General features: G+C 67.8%; 15 protein-coding genes and 1 pseudogene. 5 read left to right on the forward strand and 11 right to left on the reverse strand.

Going from position 1 to position 16221, the window contains the following annotated elements:
• The coding region (aztD, locus tag G6039_RS27140) for a zinc metallochaperone AztD (RefSeq protein WP_164528152.1) at positions 1 to 1113 on the forward strand (1113 nt) is incomplete at its 5' end.
• Between the two features lie 155 nt (positions 1114 to 1268).
• Here aztD and G6039_RS27145 read toward each other — a convergent pair.
• The 4 genes from G6039_RS27145 to G6039_RS27160 form a co-directional block, all read right to left on the reverse strand.
• Positions 1269 to 2243, reverse strand: a complete 975-nt coding sequence (locus G6039_RS27145) for an alpha/beta fold hydrolase (RefSeq protein WP_235194100.1) — start codon at positions 2241 to 2243, stop codon at positions 1269 to 1271.
• A 145-nt stretch (positions 2244 to 2388) separates the two neighbouring features.
• Entirely contained in the window at positions 2389 to 3024 is a 636-nt protein-coding gene (locus G6039_RS27150; RefSeq protein WP_043801230.1) for an RBBP9/YdeN family alpha/beta hydrolase, read from the reverse strand.
• Positions 3025 to 3436: 412 nt separating this feature from the next.
• Positions 3437 to 3904 carry a 2,4'-dihydroxyacetophenone dioxygenase family protein gene (locus G6039_RS27155; RefSeq protein ID WP_043801227.1) on the reverse strand — a complete coding sequence of 156 codons (468 nt, stop codon included), beginning with the start codon at positions 3902 to 3904 and terminating at the stop codon, positions 3437 to 3439.
• Positions 3905 to 3950: 46 nt separating this feature from the next.
• Positions 3951 to 4856 carry a TauD/TfdA dioxygenase family protein gene (locus tag G6039_RS27160; RefSeq protein WP_006940943.1) on the reverse strand — a complete coding sequence of 302 codons (906 nt, stop codon included), beginning with the start codon at positions 4854 to 4856 and terminating at the stop codon, positions 3951 to 3953.
• A 299-nt stretch (positions 4857 to 5155) separates the two neighbouring features.
• Between G6039_RS27160 and G6039_RS27165 the strand changes: the two genes are divergently transcribed.
• The 3 genes from G6039_RS27165 to G6039_RS27175 all read left to right on the forward strand — a co-directional run bounded on the left by G6039_RS27165 (position 5156) and on the right by G6039_RS27175 (position 9840).
• Positions 5156 to 6208 carry an AraC family transcriptional regulator gene (locus tag G6039_RS27165; protein ID WP_043801220.1) on the forward strand — a complete coding sequence of 351 codons (1053 nt, stop codon included), beginning with the start codon at positions 5156 to 5158 and terminating at the stop codon, positions 6206 to 6208.
• 383 nt (positions 6209 to 6591) lie between these two features.
• Positions 6592 to 8013: an MFS transporter gene (locus G6039_RS27170; RefSeq protein ID WP_051446132.1), complete on the forward strand. Its 1422-nt coding sequence runs from the start codon at positions 6592 to 6594 to the stop codon at positions 8011 to 8013.
• Positions 8014 to 8241: 228 nt separating this feature from the next.
• Positions 8242 to 9840: a long-chain fatty acid--CoA ligase gene (locus G6039_RS27175; RefSeq protein WP_043801218.1), complete on the forward strand. Its 1599-nt coding sequence runs from the start codon at positions 8242 to 8244 to the stop codon at positions 9838 to 9840.
• A gap of 110 nt (positions 9841 to 9950) precedes the next feature.
• On the opposite strand, the gene G6039_RS27180 is transcribed toward G6039_RS27175, so the two are convergent.
• The 3 genes from G6039_RS27180 to G6039_RS27190 form a co-directional block, all read right to left on the reverse strand.
• Positions 9951 to 11390 carry a DUF4185 domain-containing protein gene (locus G6039_RS27180; protein WP_043801215.1) on the reverse strand — a complete coding sequence of 480 codons (1440 nt, stop codon included), beginning with the start codon at positions 11388 to 11390 and terminating at the stop codon, positions 9951 to 9953.
• A gap of 145 nt (positions 11391 to 11535) precedes the next feature.
• Entirely contained in the window at positions 11536 to 11964 is a 429-nt protein-coding gene (locus G6039_RS27185) for a VOC family protein (protein ID WP_006940919.1), read from the reverse strand.
• Positions 11961 to 12455, reverse strand: a complete 495-nt coding sequence (locus tag G6039_RS27190) for a helix-turn-helix transcriptional regulator (protein ID WP_006940918.1) — start codon at positions 12453 to 12455, stop codon at positions 11961 to 11963. The genes G6039_RS27185 and G6039_RS27190 overlap by 4 nt, the downstream gene beginning before the upstream one ends.
• Before the next feature lie 239 nt (positions 12456 to 12694).
• Between G6039_RS27190 and G6039_RS27195 the strand changes: the two genes are divergently transcribed.
• A complete protein-coding gene (locus G6039_RS27195; RefSeq protein ID WP_006940916.1) occupies positions 12695 to 13921 on the forward strand; it encodes a glycosyltransferase 87 family protein in 1227 nt (408 codons plus the stop codon).
• On the opposite strand, the gene G6039_RS27200 is transcribed toward G6039_RS27195, so the two are convergent.
• From G6039_RS27200 to G6039_RS27215, 4 genes and pseudogenes are all read right to left on the reverse strand, one after another.
• Positions 13891 to 14220 (reverse strand): branched-chain amino acid transporter permease, encoded by a 330-nt coding sequence (locus G6039_RS27200; RefSeq protein WP_006940914.1) that lies wholly within the window; start codon positions 14218 to 14220, stop codon positions 13891 to 13893. The two genes, G6039_RS27195 and G6039_RS27200, sit on opposite strands and share 31 nt — an antisense overlap.
• Positions 14213 to 14905 carry an AzlC family ABC transporter permease gene (locus tag G6039_RS27205; RefSeq protein WP_006940908.1) on the reverse strand — a complete coding sequence of 231 codons (693 nt, stop codon included), beginning with the start codon at positions 14903 to 14905 and terminating at the stop codon, positions 14213 to 14215. Before G6039_RS27205 ends, G6039_RS27200 begins: the two co-directional genes overlap by 8 nt.
• Positions 14836 to 15210: a WhiB family transcriptional regulator gene (locus tag G6039_RS27210; RefSeq protein WP_037201217.1), complete on the reverse strand. Its 375-nt coding sequence runs from the start codon at positions 15208 to 15210 to the stop codon at positions 14836 to 14838. Before G6039_RS27210 ends, G6039_RS27205 begins: the two co-directional genes overlap by 70 nt.
• Before the next feature lie 65 nt (positions 15211 to 15275).
• Positions 15276 to 16106 (reverse strand): annotated as a pseudogene (locus tag G6039_RS27215) (glucose-6-phosphate isomerase); the annotation flags it as partial.
• Positions 16107 to 16221: the final 115 nt, after the last annotated feature.

A 16221-nucleotide genomic window follows, 5' to 3' on the forward strand; every position in this document is an offset into this window, starting at 1 on the left:
GCCCCGACCGCCCCCGCCGAGGTCGCCGCCGCCGAGCCCCGGCTCGCCGTCACCTACGACGGCGGCATTCTCGTCCTCGACGCGAGCGACCTCGACGTCGTCGCCGACCTGCCGCTCGACGGATTCAACCGCCTCAATGCCGCCGGCGACGGCCGGCACGTGTTCGTCTCCACCGCCGGCCGCTTCCGCGTCCTCGACACCGGCAGCTGGTCCGAACCCCACGGCGAACACGCGCACCACTACGCGGGCAGCGCGGCACTCACCGACGTCGAGTTCGCCGCCGCCAAGCCCGGGCACGTCGTCCGGCACGCGGGCAGGACCGTGCTCTTCGACGACGGCACCGGCCGCGTCGACATCCTCGACCCCGCGGACCTCGCCGACGGCACGCCGCAGACCGACACCTACACCACTCCGGAAGCGCACCACGGCGTCGCGGTCGCGCTCGCCGACGGCAGCCTGCTCGTCACCGTCGGCAACAGCGAGTCCCGCAACGGCATCGCCGTCCTCGACGCCGAGCGCCGGGAGATCACCCGCAACGAGCAGTGCCCCGGCGTGCACGGCGAGGCCGTCGCCGCCGACGAGGCCGTCGTGCTGGGCTGCGAGGACGGCCTGCTCGTCTACCGCGACGGCACGATCACGAAGGTGAGCGCCCCCGACCCGTACGGCCGGATCGGCAACCAGGCCGGATCCGAGGAGTCCGACATCGTGCTCGGCGACTACAAGAGCGATCCGGACGCGGAACTCGAACGACCACAGCGTGTCTCGCTCACCGATACCCGCACCGGCGAGCTGCGGCTCGTCGACCTCGGCACCAGCTACACGTTCCGCTCGCTCGGACGCGGACCCCACGGCGAGGCACTCGTCCTGGGCACCGACGGAGCGCTGCACGTGATCGACCAGAACAGCGGCGCGGTGGTCCGGCGCATCGACGTCCTCGCCCCGTGGACCGAGCCCGACGAGTGGCAGTCACCGCGCCCGGCGCTGTACGTGCAGGGCCACACCGCCTACGTCACCGACCCGGCGAACAACGCACTGCACGCGGTCGATCTCGACTCGGCCGCCGTGACGACCGCGTCGCTGCCGCAGACCCCCAACGAGATCACCGGCACCTAGGTGACCGAATGTCACATGGGTTCGATCCAACCGAACCCATGTGACATTCGGCCGGGCGACCGGCGCACGGGCGGCCGCGACAGCGCAGGCCGACGCACGGAGTCCCCGACCCCTACGGGACACACTTTCGTTGCGATTCGCCGGAGTCCCTCCGTTCAGAGATCGGCGAGGAAGGCGAGCAACATTCCGGTGACGAGTTCCGGCTGTTCCTCCGCTGCGCTGTGACCGACTCCCTCGAGCAGGGCTTTCCTGCGCAAGTTGGGAAGATGGCTCTCCAGACGGTCGTAGAGGGGAGCGAATCGGTCCAACGCGGGATCCGCCGCTCCACCGATGAACAGACTGGGCTGCTGCAGCTTCAGGCCGTCGAGGAACGAGCTCTGCTCCCAGATGCGGTCGCGGTTCCGGTAGAAGTTCAACGCAGGCCCGAACCCGGTGCGCGAGTATTCGCTGACGTAGTAGTCCAGGGCGATCTCGGGTAGCCAACCCGGGAGGAACTCGGGGTCGAAAACCGTATCGAGAAAGTTCTCGCCCTCCGCGACGAACTGGCGCCAGCGTTCCTCACCGACCGCGCTGCCGGAGACCGAGTAGTAGATGCTGCGCAGCGTCGTGCGGACATCGGCATCCATGTGTCGCTCGGCTTCACCCGGCGTCTGGAAATAGTGCTGATAGAAGCGCGTACCGGTCTCCGCTTCCAGCTTCTTCCAATTCTCACTCGGCCGGCAGGGCTCGCGGGGAGGGACAGGGGTGTTCAGCATGGCCAGGGCATGGAACAGATCGGGGCGCAGCTGGGCCGCCGCATGGGCCACGAACGATCCGAGATCGTGGCCCACGACCACGGCCGAGGTTTCCCCGAGGCCGCCCATCAACCCGACGAGGTCGCCGACCGCATCGAACACATTGCAGTCCTGCACCCGCTCGGGACACCCGCTCCGCCCGAACCCACGAATGTCCGGTGCCACCACTCGATATCCGGCCGCGGCCAGTGCACGGATCTGCCGGCGCCACATGTACCAGAGGTATGGGATGCCGTGCACCAGCACCACCAGCGGACCTTCCCCCTCCTCGACATAGTGGATACGCATTCCGTTGACTTCCGCGAATCGATGCAGGAAACCGTGAGGGTCGTCCACGGTAGGCGCTGCCGTTTCCTCGACAGAATCCGATCTTTGCATAGTCATTCAATGTTCTCCCAGTTGAAGCGCGACGGACACGTTCCGCGGATCAGATTCAGGGTTTCCCGGAACGGAGTGGCGCCGCCGCAGAAGGCAAACCGATTCAGGATGGGTCACTCATCGCAAGGATGGGTGCGCCGGGCACGCCCTCCGGTATGCGCACTCGCCCCAGATCGCGGACCAGTTCGTGCGCCTGATCCCAATTGCCGTATCCAGCAGTAGGATCCAAATGCCCGGCATCTCCCGCATCGATCAGACGGCTACCCCAGTGTTCGGCCATGCCGGCCACGCGGCGGAAGCAGGCCAGGGCGTCGTTTCTGCTGGCGGCAACGATGCTGCGGAACGGCAGTCGCCTTCGGGGCAATGGATTCCAGCCGTGGCGGTCGAGATCCTCGGTGGAGGGGTATCCATCGGGCAGCGGTAGTTCGAAGTCCGGTGGAGCCACCAGCAGCGCTCCGTCGACGGGGCGGTTGGGTTGCCGAGCCCAGTGGACAGTGGTGAGCACGCCGGCACCATGGGCGACGAGGACAACCGGGCCCGCGATGCCGGCGAGGACCGCCTCGAGCGCCTCAACCCACGCGGTTCGGCTGAGCGGGGCACAGCCGGGCGACGCGACAATGCGCGCCTTCTCCCATTTCTCGGCGAGCAGACACTGCCAGTGGTCGGCGGTGAGGGGGACGAAACCGGGGACGAGTACCACGGTAGGCGGGGTGATGGTGGTGGTGCTGGTGGTGTTCACGGTCGGCTCCGGTAGATCGCGTCGGGGATGTGCAGGAGATCTCTTGTGATCCGTCGATACTGCTCCGAATCCCACTCGCGGAGTGCGTCTTACATGGAATTCCGCGCGCGCTTCCTCCGCGCCGGATCCCGGCGGTGTGACCGCCGACGGCCGGGCGTGAGTTCGGTTGCTGTGCGGGGTGTCATGACGTCGACTGCGTGGACATCGCGTGAAACGTCATGGATACGCGTTGACGGGAAATCGTTCCGACGACTCCTCCGCCCGACTGCGGCGCTCTTCCCGCCGGAAAGGACCCGCCGTGCAACTTCGATGACCATCGCCGGAACCAGGGAGTCGGGTAGTCGAATCCGGTTGCGGCCGTTTCTCGGCCCGACGGCCGCAACCGGATTCGAGTGGTGTCGATCTGCGGTGGTCAGTCCTGCCAGCTGTTCAGGTCGCGCGCCGCGATGCCGTGCTCGGCGCAGTAGGTGTTGTAGCGTTCGATGTGGGTCTTGTGAGTCTCCTGCCACAGGATCTTGTTGTCCTGGTCGAGGAACAGCAGTTCACCGACGAGATAGAAGAAGACCTCGGTGTCTTCGAGGCTTTCGGGGGTGTGAGAGGAGCCGGCGACCTCGTAGACGGTGTCGCCGCTCCGGGAGATCCAGTTGTTCTCCTTGTAGCGCCAGGCGCCCTTGACGGTGTGCCCGACCACGATGCCGGTGTGGTAATGGGGCGGCAGCTCGAGCCCCGCCGGGATCTTCATCGAAACGACGATCTCGGCCCGTACGGGGTCGACCTTCCAGTACTTGAGGAACACCTGGTCGGTGAGTGGAGTGAACGGGATCCACGGATTGTCGTCGCCCTTGATGTAGTTGACGTCGAGTTGTTGAGCGGTCTGCATGAGAATCTCCTTCAGGGGGTGCTGTGGGTGGTCCGGGCCGTCGCCGTCAGAAGGGCTGGTCTCCGATGATGGTGGCGCGTTCCATCTTCCGGACGGCCGGCCAGTAGTCCTGCACTGCGTAGTGCTGGGTGCTGCGGTTGTCCCAGATCGCGACGCTGTTCTTGGTCCATCGCCAGCGAACCTGGTACTCCGGGATCGCGGCGCGGCTGATCAGGTAGTTGAGCAGGTTGCCGGAGCCGGGCGCGAAATCCGTCCCGAAGCGCACGTTCTGCGGGGTATGGAAGTTCACGAAGTGAGTGGTCACGCCGTTGACGTAGAGGATCTTCTCGCCGGTCTCGGGATGCGTACGCACCACCGGGTGCTCGGGATCGGGGAAACGCTCTTTCAGTTGGTGGCGCAGTTCCATGGGCTTGGCTGCGCCGAAAAGGGTTTCGAAGCTACTGCGAGCGCGAAGTCCGTCGATCTGTTGCTTGACGTGCTCCGGGAGATCCCGGTACGCCTGCACCATGTTCACCCAGATCGTGTCCCCGCCCACCTCCGGTGTCTCCACGCACCGTAGGACAGCGCCCATGGCTGGACGCTCCCGCCAGATGGTGTCGGAGTGGAAGACGTTCTCGTAATGCTCGGGCGTGCTGTCCGCGTCCTTGTACAGCAGCACCAGTCCGGAATCGTTGGGCGCGTTGGGGTGGGGCTCCTCGAGGGGACCGAATCGCTCGGCGAAGGCGACGTGCTCGGCGCGCGTGATGTCCTGATCCCGCAGGAACAGTACCTTGCGCTCGAGCAGAAGAGCCTTCGTTTCGGCGAACAGCGCATCGTCGCGGGCGATCTCACCGAGAGTCACATCGAACAGTTCGGTACCGATATACCTCGAGAGCGGCTTCGCCTTGATCAGTGGCGGCGCGTGATCCGCGTCGACGGGGGCCTGTTCTTCGGCGTGGAGCATGTTCTTCATCTGAATCCTCCCTGGTTGGGATCTGGCCTGGTTGATCAGGACATGAGGGTGGGGCGGGCATCGGGTGCAGCCGCACATGCCGGACCTGCGAACGTCGGGTCGGGGCCGATGGCCGTCGCCCCGAGGTGCTCCCGGCCGGGGGTCCACTGTCCGGACGACGGCGCCACCTCTGTCCGTGACGCGTGCTTCCCGATCCGACACCGTGTGATTTCGGTAACCAGAGCGTAGACCCGCACACGCAATATTTCTTGACTCTGCGTGGCAGAATCATTGACATTACGGGACACGTAAGGAGTCGCATGAACCCCCTGGTCCGCAACACCACCTTGAGCGCCTACCTGGACTTCATGCGCTCCGTCGGCGTGGACCCGCTCCCACTGCTGAGGTCGGTCGGCTTGAGCACAGCCGACCTGGCCGTACCCGGTCAATGGATCGCCGTGCACGCGGTCGCCGAACTGCTCGAAGTGTCCGCAGACGCGACCGGCTCGGCGGCCTTCGGCCTTCAGCTCGCGCAGACCCGGCGCTTGTCCGTCCTCGGCGCGATCGGACTCGGAGCCCGGGAGGAGCCGGATGTGCGTAGCGCGCTGCAGTTGATCAGCCGTTACGAGCATCTGCACAGCGAGGCGTTCCATATTCGGATCTCCGAAACCGATGGTCTGGCCACCGTCAAGATCGAGCTGGACCTGGCGGCGACCGTCAAGTCACGCCAGCTCGTCGAGCAGGTCGTCGGCACCACCGTTCGCGTCGTCCGCGCCTTGGTCGGGGGTGTGTGGAAGCCTGTCACCGTGTGTTTCCGGCACGACCCCCCGGCCGATCTCACCGTTCACCATCGCGTCCTCGAATCCGAGATCCGCTTCGGCGCAGAATTCGACGGACTCGTGATGTTCGCCGATGACCTCGAGGCACCCAACAGCCTGGCCGACCCGCTGCTGCGTCCCCTGGCCAGACAGTACGTGGAAGGAATCGCCGCCGGCCGACCCGGAGACGACCTCGACCGGATCCGCGAACTGGTCGAGGCCCTGCTCCCTACCGGCCGGTGCTCGCTGCAGCAGGTCGCCCGAACACTGGGCGTGGACCGCAAGACGGTGCACCGCCGCCTGGTGCGTGCCGACACGACCTTCTCCGCCCTCCTCAACTCCACCCGCCTGGATCTGGCGCGCCAGTACGTCGGACACCAGCGCCGACCGCTCGGCCAAGTCGCGGAACTGCTCGGGTTCTCCGAACCCTCCGCGTTCTCACGGTGGTTTCGCGGCGAATTCGGCGCCAGCCCCACGTCGTGGCGCGCCACCCACAGAACCGGGGACGTCTCCCGTCCCGACCCGTCGACCGGCGCGGAACAGTCCACGCACTGACGTCGGACGCGACCCCGTCGACGACACTGCGACCCGGACCCGAGGAGACATCGACCACGGGTCGGCAGGCGTACGGACTCGGCGGCGATGGAGCATCTTTGCGCACTCCACTCGGGACATAATGTCAACTCGGGTGCCACGTCAGGTCAAGCACTCGGGCACCGACCCGGGCTACTGTGATGTCCGCCACCTCGAAGTGGTCGCCCGCACGCACCTCGATCCCGGATCGCCCCGCCGCCACAACGCCCGAGTGCGAGAGTGCCGCGGAGGACCGCGGAGGACCGCGGAGGACCGCGCCGGCATACGGCTCGGACGCGCAACATCGGATCGCACCGATCGCGGGCGCCGAGAGGTGAGCTGAACCGACCGTCTGAGGAGCGTCCATGGAAACAAAGGCCACGCCGGAGATCGAATGCGCGTCTGCCACATCGCCCCCACCGACGCCTCGATCCAGGATCTACCCCTGGGTCGTGCTGGCGCTCATCCTCGGACTGATGCTGTCGGACTACATGTCCCGGCAGGTACTCAGTTCGATCTATCCCTTCCTGAAGCAGGAATGGGATCTGTCCGACGCCGAACTGGCCTCCTTCCACAGCGTCGTCGCGCTCATGGTCGGTCTGCTGGCACTACCCTTGTCGATCCTGGCCGACCGGTGGGGTCGGGTGAAGAGCATCGTCCTGATGGCGACCATCTGGAGTGTGGCCACGCTGCTGTGCGCGGTCGCCGCCGGCTACGAACAGATGCTGGCGGCCCGATTCCTGGTCGGTGTGGGAGAGGCGGCATTCGGTAGCGCAGGGATCGCAGTGATCTTCAGCGTCTTCGCTGCACGCCTGCGCGCCTCCCTCAGCGGCGCCTTCTATGCAGCAGGAGCAATGGGCTCGGTGATCGGTGTTGCCCTCGGCGGCACCGTCGCCACCTCTCTGGGCTGGCGGTGGTCGTTCGGCATCATGGCCGTCATCGGGTTCGTCCTGGCCGGATTGTTCAGCCTCGTGGTCACCGACCGCCGAATAGTGCAACAGCAGAGTCCGGAGGCAGAAGCCTCGCCCGCAGAGTCCGGCACGGACGGATACCGTGCGCCGCTGTCGAGCCTGTTCTCGAGCGTCTCGGTGGTGTGCGCATACGCCACCGCGGGTCTGCAGATGTTCACCGTCGGCGCGCTGACGGCATGGATGCCGAGCTTCTTCAACCGCTACTACTCTCTCGCGCCCGACCGGGCCGGAGCGGTTGCCGCAGTGTATTTCCTGGCGATCGGCCTCGGAATGCTGGTCGGCGGGATCGCCACCGATCGGATCTGCCGCAACACCCCGGACCGACGGTGGAGCGTGGCACTCGCCTTGTGTGCAGTTGCAGCACTGCTGTTGATCGTCGGCTTCGGCCTCGAGCCGGGACCGCCGCAACTGGCGCTGCTCGCCGGCGGTGCACTGTGTGCCGCGTCCATCTCCGGAGGCATCACTTCGGTAGTCGCCAGCCTTACCCACCCCAGTCTGCGGGCGTCCGCCTTCGGCACCGTCACCATGTCCAACAGTGTCTTCGGACTTGCCCTCGGACCGATCGTGGTAGGCCTCGCCGCCGACCGGATCGGCCTCGACGTCTCCCTCCAATGGGCACCACTGGCATACGTGGCCGCCGGGGTGCTCCTGATCATCGGACGGCGGACGTATTCGGCGGGAGTGCAGCGGGTGGAGGCCCTTCGACCGGACACCTCCGTCCGGCCGACGTCCCTCGCAGACCGCACCCGAACACACGGCTCGCACGAATCGTCGTCGAATCGCGTTGACAACGAATCGAATCGGCTCGACAACTGACCAACTGCCCCCTATGCTCCACGTCGGGCCATCGCGCGCCGACCGCACGGGGCGCGCAGCCGTTCCGCCCCTCGGATGTGCACGCACTCCGCCGACCGCAGCGCACTCCGCCGATACGGGCCGCAGACGGCACGCCGGGCCGGCGCCTCCGCCGTGAGGAGAATCGTCGCCGATCGACCCGGAGCGTCCGGCCCCGCCCTTCTCGACTCATCGAACCAGGAGAACCACATGCTCAACGGACTCATGATGGATGACTATCAACTGACGATCGCGGCGGTGGCCGAGCGCGCCGAGTACTTCCACCGCAACAAGGAAGTGGTATCTCGACGTCCGGACGGCAGCATCGTACGGTCCACTCTGGGAGCATGTGGCGCACGTGCCCGTCGGCTGGCATCAGCGCTCGCACAACTCGGCGTTGCCGACGGCGACAGGGTAGCCACACTGATGTGGAACCAGATCGAACACATGGAAATGTACCTCGCGGTACCCGCGATGGGCGCGGTGGTCCATACCCTCAATCCGCGCCTGCACCCCGACGAACTGAGCTTCATCGTCGGTGACGCGCAGGACCGGGTGCTCGTGGTGGACGAATCCCTGCTGGACGTATTCGACAACATCCGAGAAGGACACACCTTCGACCATGTCATCGTCGTCGCCCACGACGAACCGGCGCCCGAGGGAACGCTGAACTACCACGACCTCGTCGACTCGGCGGCCCCGATGCCGTGGCCCTCTGTCGACGAGCATCGGGCTGCCGCAATGTGTTACACGTCTGGGACCACCGGGCGGCCGAAGGGAGTGGTCTACTCCCATCGGGCGTTGGTCCTGCACTCCCTGACCGCAGCGCTTCCCGACACGTTGGGGGTCTCCGCACGCGACACGCTGCTTCCGGTCGTCCCGATGTTCCACGCCAACGCCTGGGGCCTGCCGTATGCCGCGGCACTGATCGGCGCACGACTTGTACTGCCCGGCCGGCAATTGGACCCGTCCAGCGTGCTCGACCTGCTCGCGGACGAGCGGGTCACGATAACGGCAGGTGTACCGACGGTGTGGATGGGAATGCTCGCGGAGCTGGATGCGGATCCGCATCGGTGGGACCTCACCCGGCTCGATCGGCTGATCGTCGGCGGTGCCGCCGTCCCGCGCAGCCTGCTCGAAGGCTTCGACCGCCATGGTCTCACTGTCGTCCAGGCATGGGGAATGACGGAAACCACTCCGCTCGGCAGCATCTGCCGACTGCCCGACGATCTCGACGACAGCAGCCGGGACGAGCAGTACGAGTTCCGATCCCGGCAGGGCATCGCCGTGCCGTTCGTGGAGATCCGTGCCCGCCGGGAAGAGGGCGACCTGATCGACTGGGACGACAAGTCCATGGGAGAACTCGAAGTCCGCGGTCCCTGGGTGGCCGCCGCCTATCACAACGGGTCGGGTGCAGACAGCTTCACCCCTGACGGGTGGTTCCGCACCGGAGACATCGTGCGTATCGATCATCGCGGGTGCATCCGCATCTGCGACCGGGCCAAAGACCTGGTCAAGTCCGGGGGAGAGTGGATCTCCTCGGTCGATCTCGAAAACCACCTGATGGCTCACCCCGCCGTCGCAGAGGCAGCCGTGGTGGCAGTCCCCGACGCGCGGTGGGGCGAGCGACCGCTGGCGGTCCTGGCCCTGCGCGAGGGCAAGTCCGTCGATCCTGACGCCCTCAGAGAGCACCTGTCCACCGAGTTCGCCAAATGGCAGATGCCGGACCGTTTCGAGATCCTTCCGGCCATCCCCCGAACGGCGACCGGAAAGTTCCGGAAAACGGCATTGCGTGAGCAGTTCTCGTGACCGAATGTCACATGGGTTCGATCGAACCGTACCCATGTGACATTCGGCCGGTCAGCGGGCGGCCGGGCAGCCGACCGGCGGGCAGCGGCCGGTCGGCGGGCGGCCGCGGCTCAGCGCTCGATCCTCGCCCGCAGCAGGAAGGTATTGTAGTCCGACCACGTCGAGAGCATGAAGTACAGGTCCTCGTCCGTCGACCACGGATGGACGAACCCGCCGTACAGCTCCGGGTGTTGTTCCACGCCGACCAGCCGCGTGCTCTCCGACCACACTCCCTGGGGCGACTCGGCCTCCCGCACGACGATCGCGGCCTTGGCGGTGTCCAGGTACGTCATCTGCCAGCGGTCCGCGGCGGCGTCGTAGCGCACGGACAACTCCCCAGCGGGGCCGTGCACGACCGGCGTCGCCGCAGTGTATCCGCCGGCAGGGGTCCAGTTCCCGTCGCGCCAGTACTGGTAGGCGCCCGGCTCGAGCACCCGGTCCTCGGGCACCCGGGCCAGCGCCACCGAGCCGAGCCGGGTATTGGGGGTGCCGAACAGGTAGACGTATCCGTGTGCCGGCACCGCCGCGGCCACCTGGAAGTTGGTGACGCCGAAGATGTTGTCCCACTTGGCGTACGTATCCTTGGTCCAGGTGGAACCACCGTCGTCCGAGTACGCGATGCCACCGTGGTTGGTCCACCACGTGCCGGGAATGCTGTTCCAGGTCCGGATGGACATGTACGTCAGGTACTGGCGGTCGCCGACCGCGAATCCCGACGTCGGGATCGTGGTGATCTCGACGTTGTCGAGCTTGCGGCTGCCGAGGATCTCGGCGGCATGGCACCGCGAGTCCTGCACCATCGAGTCGAAGCTCATCCCGTCGGCGAGATCACGGTCGGTGGAGAAGGCCAGCACGTTGCTGCGCCAGTCGTCACCCTGCCCGCCCGGCGGATGGAAGCCCCTGCCGACGGTGTCACCGAACGCGACGGCGATCCGGCCGGGCTCCGACTCCCACATGATGCCCAGATCGGTGCCGTACACCTGCCAGCGCTTGTCGGTCCGGGTGACCGATCCGGCGCCCGTCTGCTTGGCGACGGTGGAGACCTCGACGACCCGCGGAGCCGGGAGCGCGGGCGCCTGCGGGGCGGGCTCGATCGGCGGGGTCTCGGGCGCCGGAAGCGGCGGCAGCGGCTCGGCCCCCTCGCCGGGCACCGGGATGCCGAGGTGGAAGGGACTGGGCTTCAGGGCGATCCGGGGAAAGACCGGATCCGGGGTGACCGGCTCGTCGGTCAGGTCCGGGCACGGATCGGCGCACGGGTCGACCGGCAGCGGAGGCGGATCGATCCGCACGGTCTCCGGTTCCGGCGCCGGGTACGGCACGGTGGTGATCACCGGGTACGGCACCGGGATGTCGAGGTCCTTCGGGATCAGCGACTCGTGCTGCCACGTGTCGCTCGCACACGGGCCGCTGCCGGGCACCCCGTCCGTCGCGGGCTCGGCGGGTGCGGCATGCGCCGGCGTCGCCGCCAGCACCGCAGCGAGCAGCGCGATCACCGGCACCTGCCGTGTCATGGGTTCCCTCCCGTGCGTCACCGTGCCGGACGGCCCGGCGCCGCACAGGAGGGTACCGCCGGCGCGTCCGGGCGGCTTCCCGACGTGGATCTGCGCCTTTATATCCCTCTCTCGGAAAAGTCCGAGAAAGTCGTAGAGTTCCGAATCAACGGAACTCGTCGGGCGTGTACTCGCGGGGCTCCACCAGCACGAGCCAGTTTCCCGAGTTGTCCCGGAACACGGCCTCGACACCGTAGGGACGCTCGGACGGCGGCTGGGTGAACTCGACCCCCTTGGCCGTGAGTTCCTCGTACGTCTTGCGGCAGTCCGTGGTGCGGAGCCCGAAACCGCCCATGGTGCCGTCGGCCAGCGCGCGGCGCACCGCCGCGGCCATGTCCGGGCCCAGGGGTGGGCCGGGCACCATCAGCGTCACCTCGAGTTCCGGGTGGTCCGGGTGCGCGACGGTCACCCAGCGGAAGCCCTCACCCATCGCCACGTCCGCGGTCTCCACGAACCCCAGCGTGTCGACATAGAACTTCTTCGCCTCGTCCTGATCGGTGACATAGAGGGTGAACAGGGAGATGTTGGTGATCACAGCGTGTCCTCCGGGTCGATGGTGCGGCACGCCTCGACCGTAGATCGACGGGAACGGTGCGGGCTTCTCCCAAATTGCGCAGTTCGACGGCGGTCGCTCAGACCGTGCATGAACACCCAGCAGCCCGGGATGCGGGGCGCACCGGACTCGGCGAACGTGGCCTGATACTCGGTGGGAGTGACGCCGACCAGCTGACGGAACCGGGTGCCGAACGACCCGAGGCTGCTGTACCCGACGAGATGACAGATCTCCGTCACGGTCAGGTTCGTCGCGCGCAGCAGGTCCTGCGCCCGCTCGATGCGTCGTTCGGTGAGGTGAACCCCGGGCGTCCTGCCGTACACGGCGGTGAAGCAGCGCAGGAAGTGATACTTCGAGACCCCCGCGGCGGCGGCGAGCCCGGCGAGGTCGAGAGGTTGCGCGTATTCCCGGTCCGCGAGATCGCGGGCGCGGCGCAGGTGCGGCAGAAGCTCCTCGGGCACGCGGCGCGGCATGCGCCCAGCATCGCAAGGCCCCGCTCGACAGGAATTTCTGTCCATATCTAGGAGACGTCGTAGAGATCGCGATTTCGTCTCGACTGTGCGAGGCAGGCCGTCGCACGGAATCGCCCGAACCGGACAAACCGGCCGGAAACGCGGTGGGGGACCGGGCAACCCGCGCATCCGGCCCCGAAGGCAACGATTGTGTAACGTATCCGGGAGGTTCCTGTCCCGACAAGCGGAGGTGATCGTCCGTGCTGCTGTCCGAAGTCCGTGCCCGGCCCGGGTACTCCCTGCTCGTGGGGGTGGGGCTGATGGCCTCGGCGATCGTGGTCGGTGTCCACCTCGAGAACGCCGTCACCGGATACCTCATGGACCTGTCCGTCTTCCGCGACGCGGGGTGGGCATTCCTGCACCACACCCCCCTCTACACCGAGGGCTTCCACACCAACTCGGGATTCCGGTTCATCTATCCGCCGTTCGCGGCGTTCCTCTTCGCCCCGCTCCCCCTGCTCAACGCGACGTTGATGCAGGTGCTGTGGACCGCGGGATTGATCGGCCTGGTGTGGTGGGTGCTGAAGGTCTCGCTCGACCGCATGGACGTCCGTCGCGCGAACGTGGTCGCGACCGCCGCGCTGGGCGTGGCGCTCTGGCTCGAACCCATCCGGTCCAACTTCCTGTTCGGGCAGATCAACATCATCCTCATGGCCCTGGTCGTCGCCGACGTCCTCGGTGTGATCCCGCAGCGGTTCCGCGGCGTCGGGATCGCGCTCGCCGCCGCGATCAAGGTGACCCCCGCCGCGTTCGGTGTGCTGTTCCTGCTCCGTCGGGACATGCCGTCCGCGGTGCGCGCCTTCGGTGCGTTCCTCGCCGTCGCAGGCTTCGCGTACTGGCTGCGCCCGGAATCCTCCGTGTACTTCTGGACCACCGAAGCCTGGGCCACCGACCGGGCCGGCGACCAGGACTTCTTCCGCAATCAGGCGCTCAGCGGCCTGCTCGCCCGGCTCGGCCTCGAGGGCCACGCGTACACCGCGGCGTGGCTCGCGGGCGTCGCGCTCGTCGTCGGAGCGGCGCTCTGGGCCGCCCACCGCTTCACCCGGGCCGGCGAGCACGTCGTCGCCCTCGGGGTGATCGCGCTGGCGACCTTGCTCGCGGCGCCCATCGCGGTCACGCACCACTGGGCATACAGCGTGCTGCTCGTCGCGGTCGCGCTGGCTCCCCGGTACCGCTCGTGGTGGCCCGTGCTGCTGCCGGCCACGCTGGTCTTCCTCGTCGGACCCAACTACCTGCTCGAGGACACCTCGACGCACGGCTGGGTCGAGTCGGCCATCCAGCAGACCCTCGGCAACGCGCAGTGCGTCACCGGTCTCGCGGTGCTCGTCGCCGCGGTCGTCGCGGCACGTTCCCGCCGCCCCGGCGTGGTCCCGGCGCCGGTCGGCGCTCGCACCGCTCAGCTCCAGAACGCCCCGGCCAGGACGTAGATCGCGGTTCCGGCCACGGTGCTCAGCGCCGCGCTGCGCCGCCACAGGTGCACCGCGACGGTTCCCGCCAGGCCCAGCACCGCCGGTAGCCACGTCGCCGGCCCGACGTCGCGCAGGGTGTACATCACCAGGATGACCATCACGCCGGCCGGCATCGCGGCGCCGAGGTACCCCACCACGTCCGACTCCCGCAGCCGGGCGAGCGCGGCGAACGGCGCCGCCCGCAGGCCCACGGTGACGAGGAACATCGCGATCAGGGCAGCGACGACGTAGCCGGCGCCCGGTACCGGCTCAGGCACGGGCCACCTTGTTGCGGTAGACGAACCGCACCAGCAGGCACGCGACGAACAGTCCCAGCGAGATCACCAGCATGCCGTCCTTCGACACGGCCGCCCCGACGAGGCCGCACACCACCGCGAGAGCCGAGGCCGGCAGGTCCCGCCCGAGGCGGAAGGCGTCGAGCGCGAGCACGGCGAACAACGCGGTGAGGGCGAATTCCAGGCCCGACAGCCCCGCCGGCAGCGCCGCGCCGATCAGGGCGCCGGCGGTCCCGGAGGCGACCCACAGCAGCTGGCAGGTCGCCGCGACCGTCAGCATCCGCGGGCCGGTCAGCTCGTCGCGGTGCTTGGTGGCGACGATGGCATAGGTCTCGTCCGTGAGGGCGTAGACACCGTACGCCCGGCCGAGCCGGCTGCGGATCTTCTCCAGGGGGAACGACAGCCCGTAGAACACGTGCCGGAAGTTCACGAGCAGGGTCGCCGCGGCGATCGACGCCACCGGCGTCACCGCACCGATCAGGCCGACGGCGAGGAACTCCATCGAGCCCGCGTAGATCACCGTCGAGAAGACGGGCGCCCACCACCAGTCGAAGCCCGCCTGCGTGAGCACGACCCCGAACGCGAGGCCGAGCGGGATCAGGCCGAGACCGACCGCCCAGGAGTCGCGGACACCCGTGCGGATCTCGGGGAGACGGCTACCGGACACGGCTCCAGGCTATGGGGTGCCCTGTTCGACGGCCGCACCAGGACTCTGCGTTCTTCCTCCGAGAACCCGCCCCAGATTCCGTGCCGTTCCCCGGCCTCGAGCGCGTGCCGGAGACACTGCGTCCGCACAGGACAGGATTGGCAGATCCGCTTCGCGGCACGAACCCGGTCGGTGCGCGCCTCACCCCGTTCGTTGTCCGGATGGAAGAACGTCGCGGCATCGGCGTCCCGGCAGGCGGCGTGCAGCTGCCAGTCCCAGGACTCCGTGATCGCCGGGGGCAAGGTCAACAGCTTGGGCGCGGGCATGATTCTCCCTTCTCTGGGCGGCTTCGCCGGTGCGTCCTCGAGGCGGTGGGGGCCGCCCGAGGGACTCACGTGCGGCGGAGGCGCCGGATGGTGCGGACGAGGGTGTCGGTGGAGGTGTCGCCGGTGTCGGGGTCCGCCGCGCCGGTCAGGGCCGGTGCCAGGGCCAGGGCCTGGGTCTTGCCGAGTTCGACGCCCCACTGGTCGAACGAGTCGATGCCCCAGATCACGCCCTGGACGAAGGTCTGATGCTCGTACAACGCGATCAACTGCCCCAGCGTCGCCGGGGTCAACGCCGGGGCGAGCAGGGTGGTCGAGGGCCGGTTGCCGGGCATCACCTTGTGCGCCACCAACCCCGGGCCGGTGCCGTCGGCGGCGACCTCGGCCGCGGTGCGCCCGAACGCGAGCACCTTGGCCTGGGCGAGCATGTTCGCCAGCAGGATCTGGTGCATGCTGCCGGTCCCGTCCCGGGTGGGCAGGTCCTCGCACGCGGCGGCGAACCCGACGAAATCCGCCGGGATAAGCCGGGTGCCCTGGTGCAGCAACTGGTAGAACGCGTGCTGCCCGTTGGTGCCCGGCTCCCCCCAGAAGATCTCCCCGGTGTCGTGGTCCACCGCGGTGCCGTCCCGCCGCACGCTCTTGCCGTTCGACTCCATGGTCAGCTGCTGCAGATACGCCGGCAGCCGGGCCAGGTCCTGACTGTAGGGCAGCACCGCCCGCGACTGCGCCCCCAGCACCGACGCGTACCACACCCCCAGCAGCCCGAGCAGCACCGGCGCGTTCGCCTCCAGCGGGGCGGTGGCGAAGTGCTCGTCCACGGTGTGCATCCCGGCGAGGAACTCGGCGAAGCGCACCGGGCCGATCGCGCACATCACCGCCAGCCCGATCGCCGAGCCCACGAGACCAGTTAAAAAAAAAAAAGCAGGATAAAAGCAGGAAAAGTGAGATACGACAGCCCTTACTGCACCGCCATGTAGATCTACAGGTGAGCCTGAAAGCTAGCCTTGTCAATCT

It is taken from the genome of Rhodococcus aetherivorans, from assembly GCF_011058165.1.
Classification (GTDB): domain Bacteria; phylum Actinomycetota; class Actinomycetes; order Mycobacteriales; family Mycobacteriaceae; genus Rhodococcus; species Rhodococcus aetherivorans.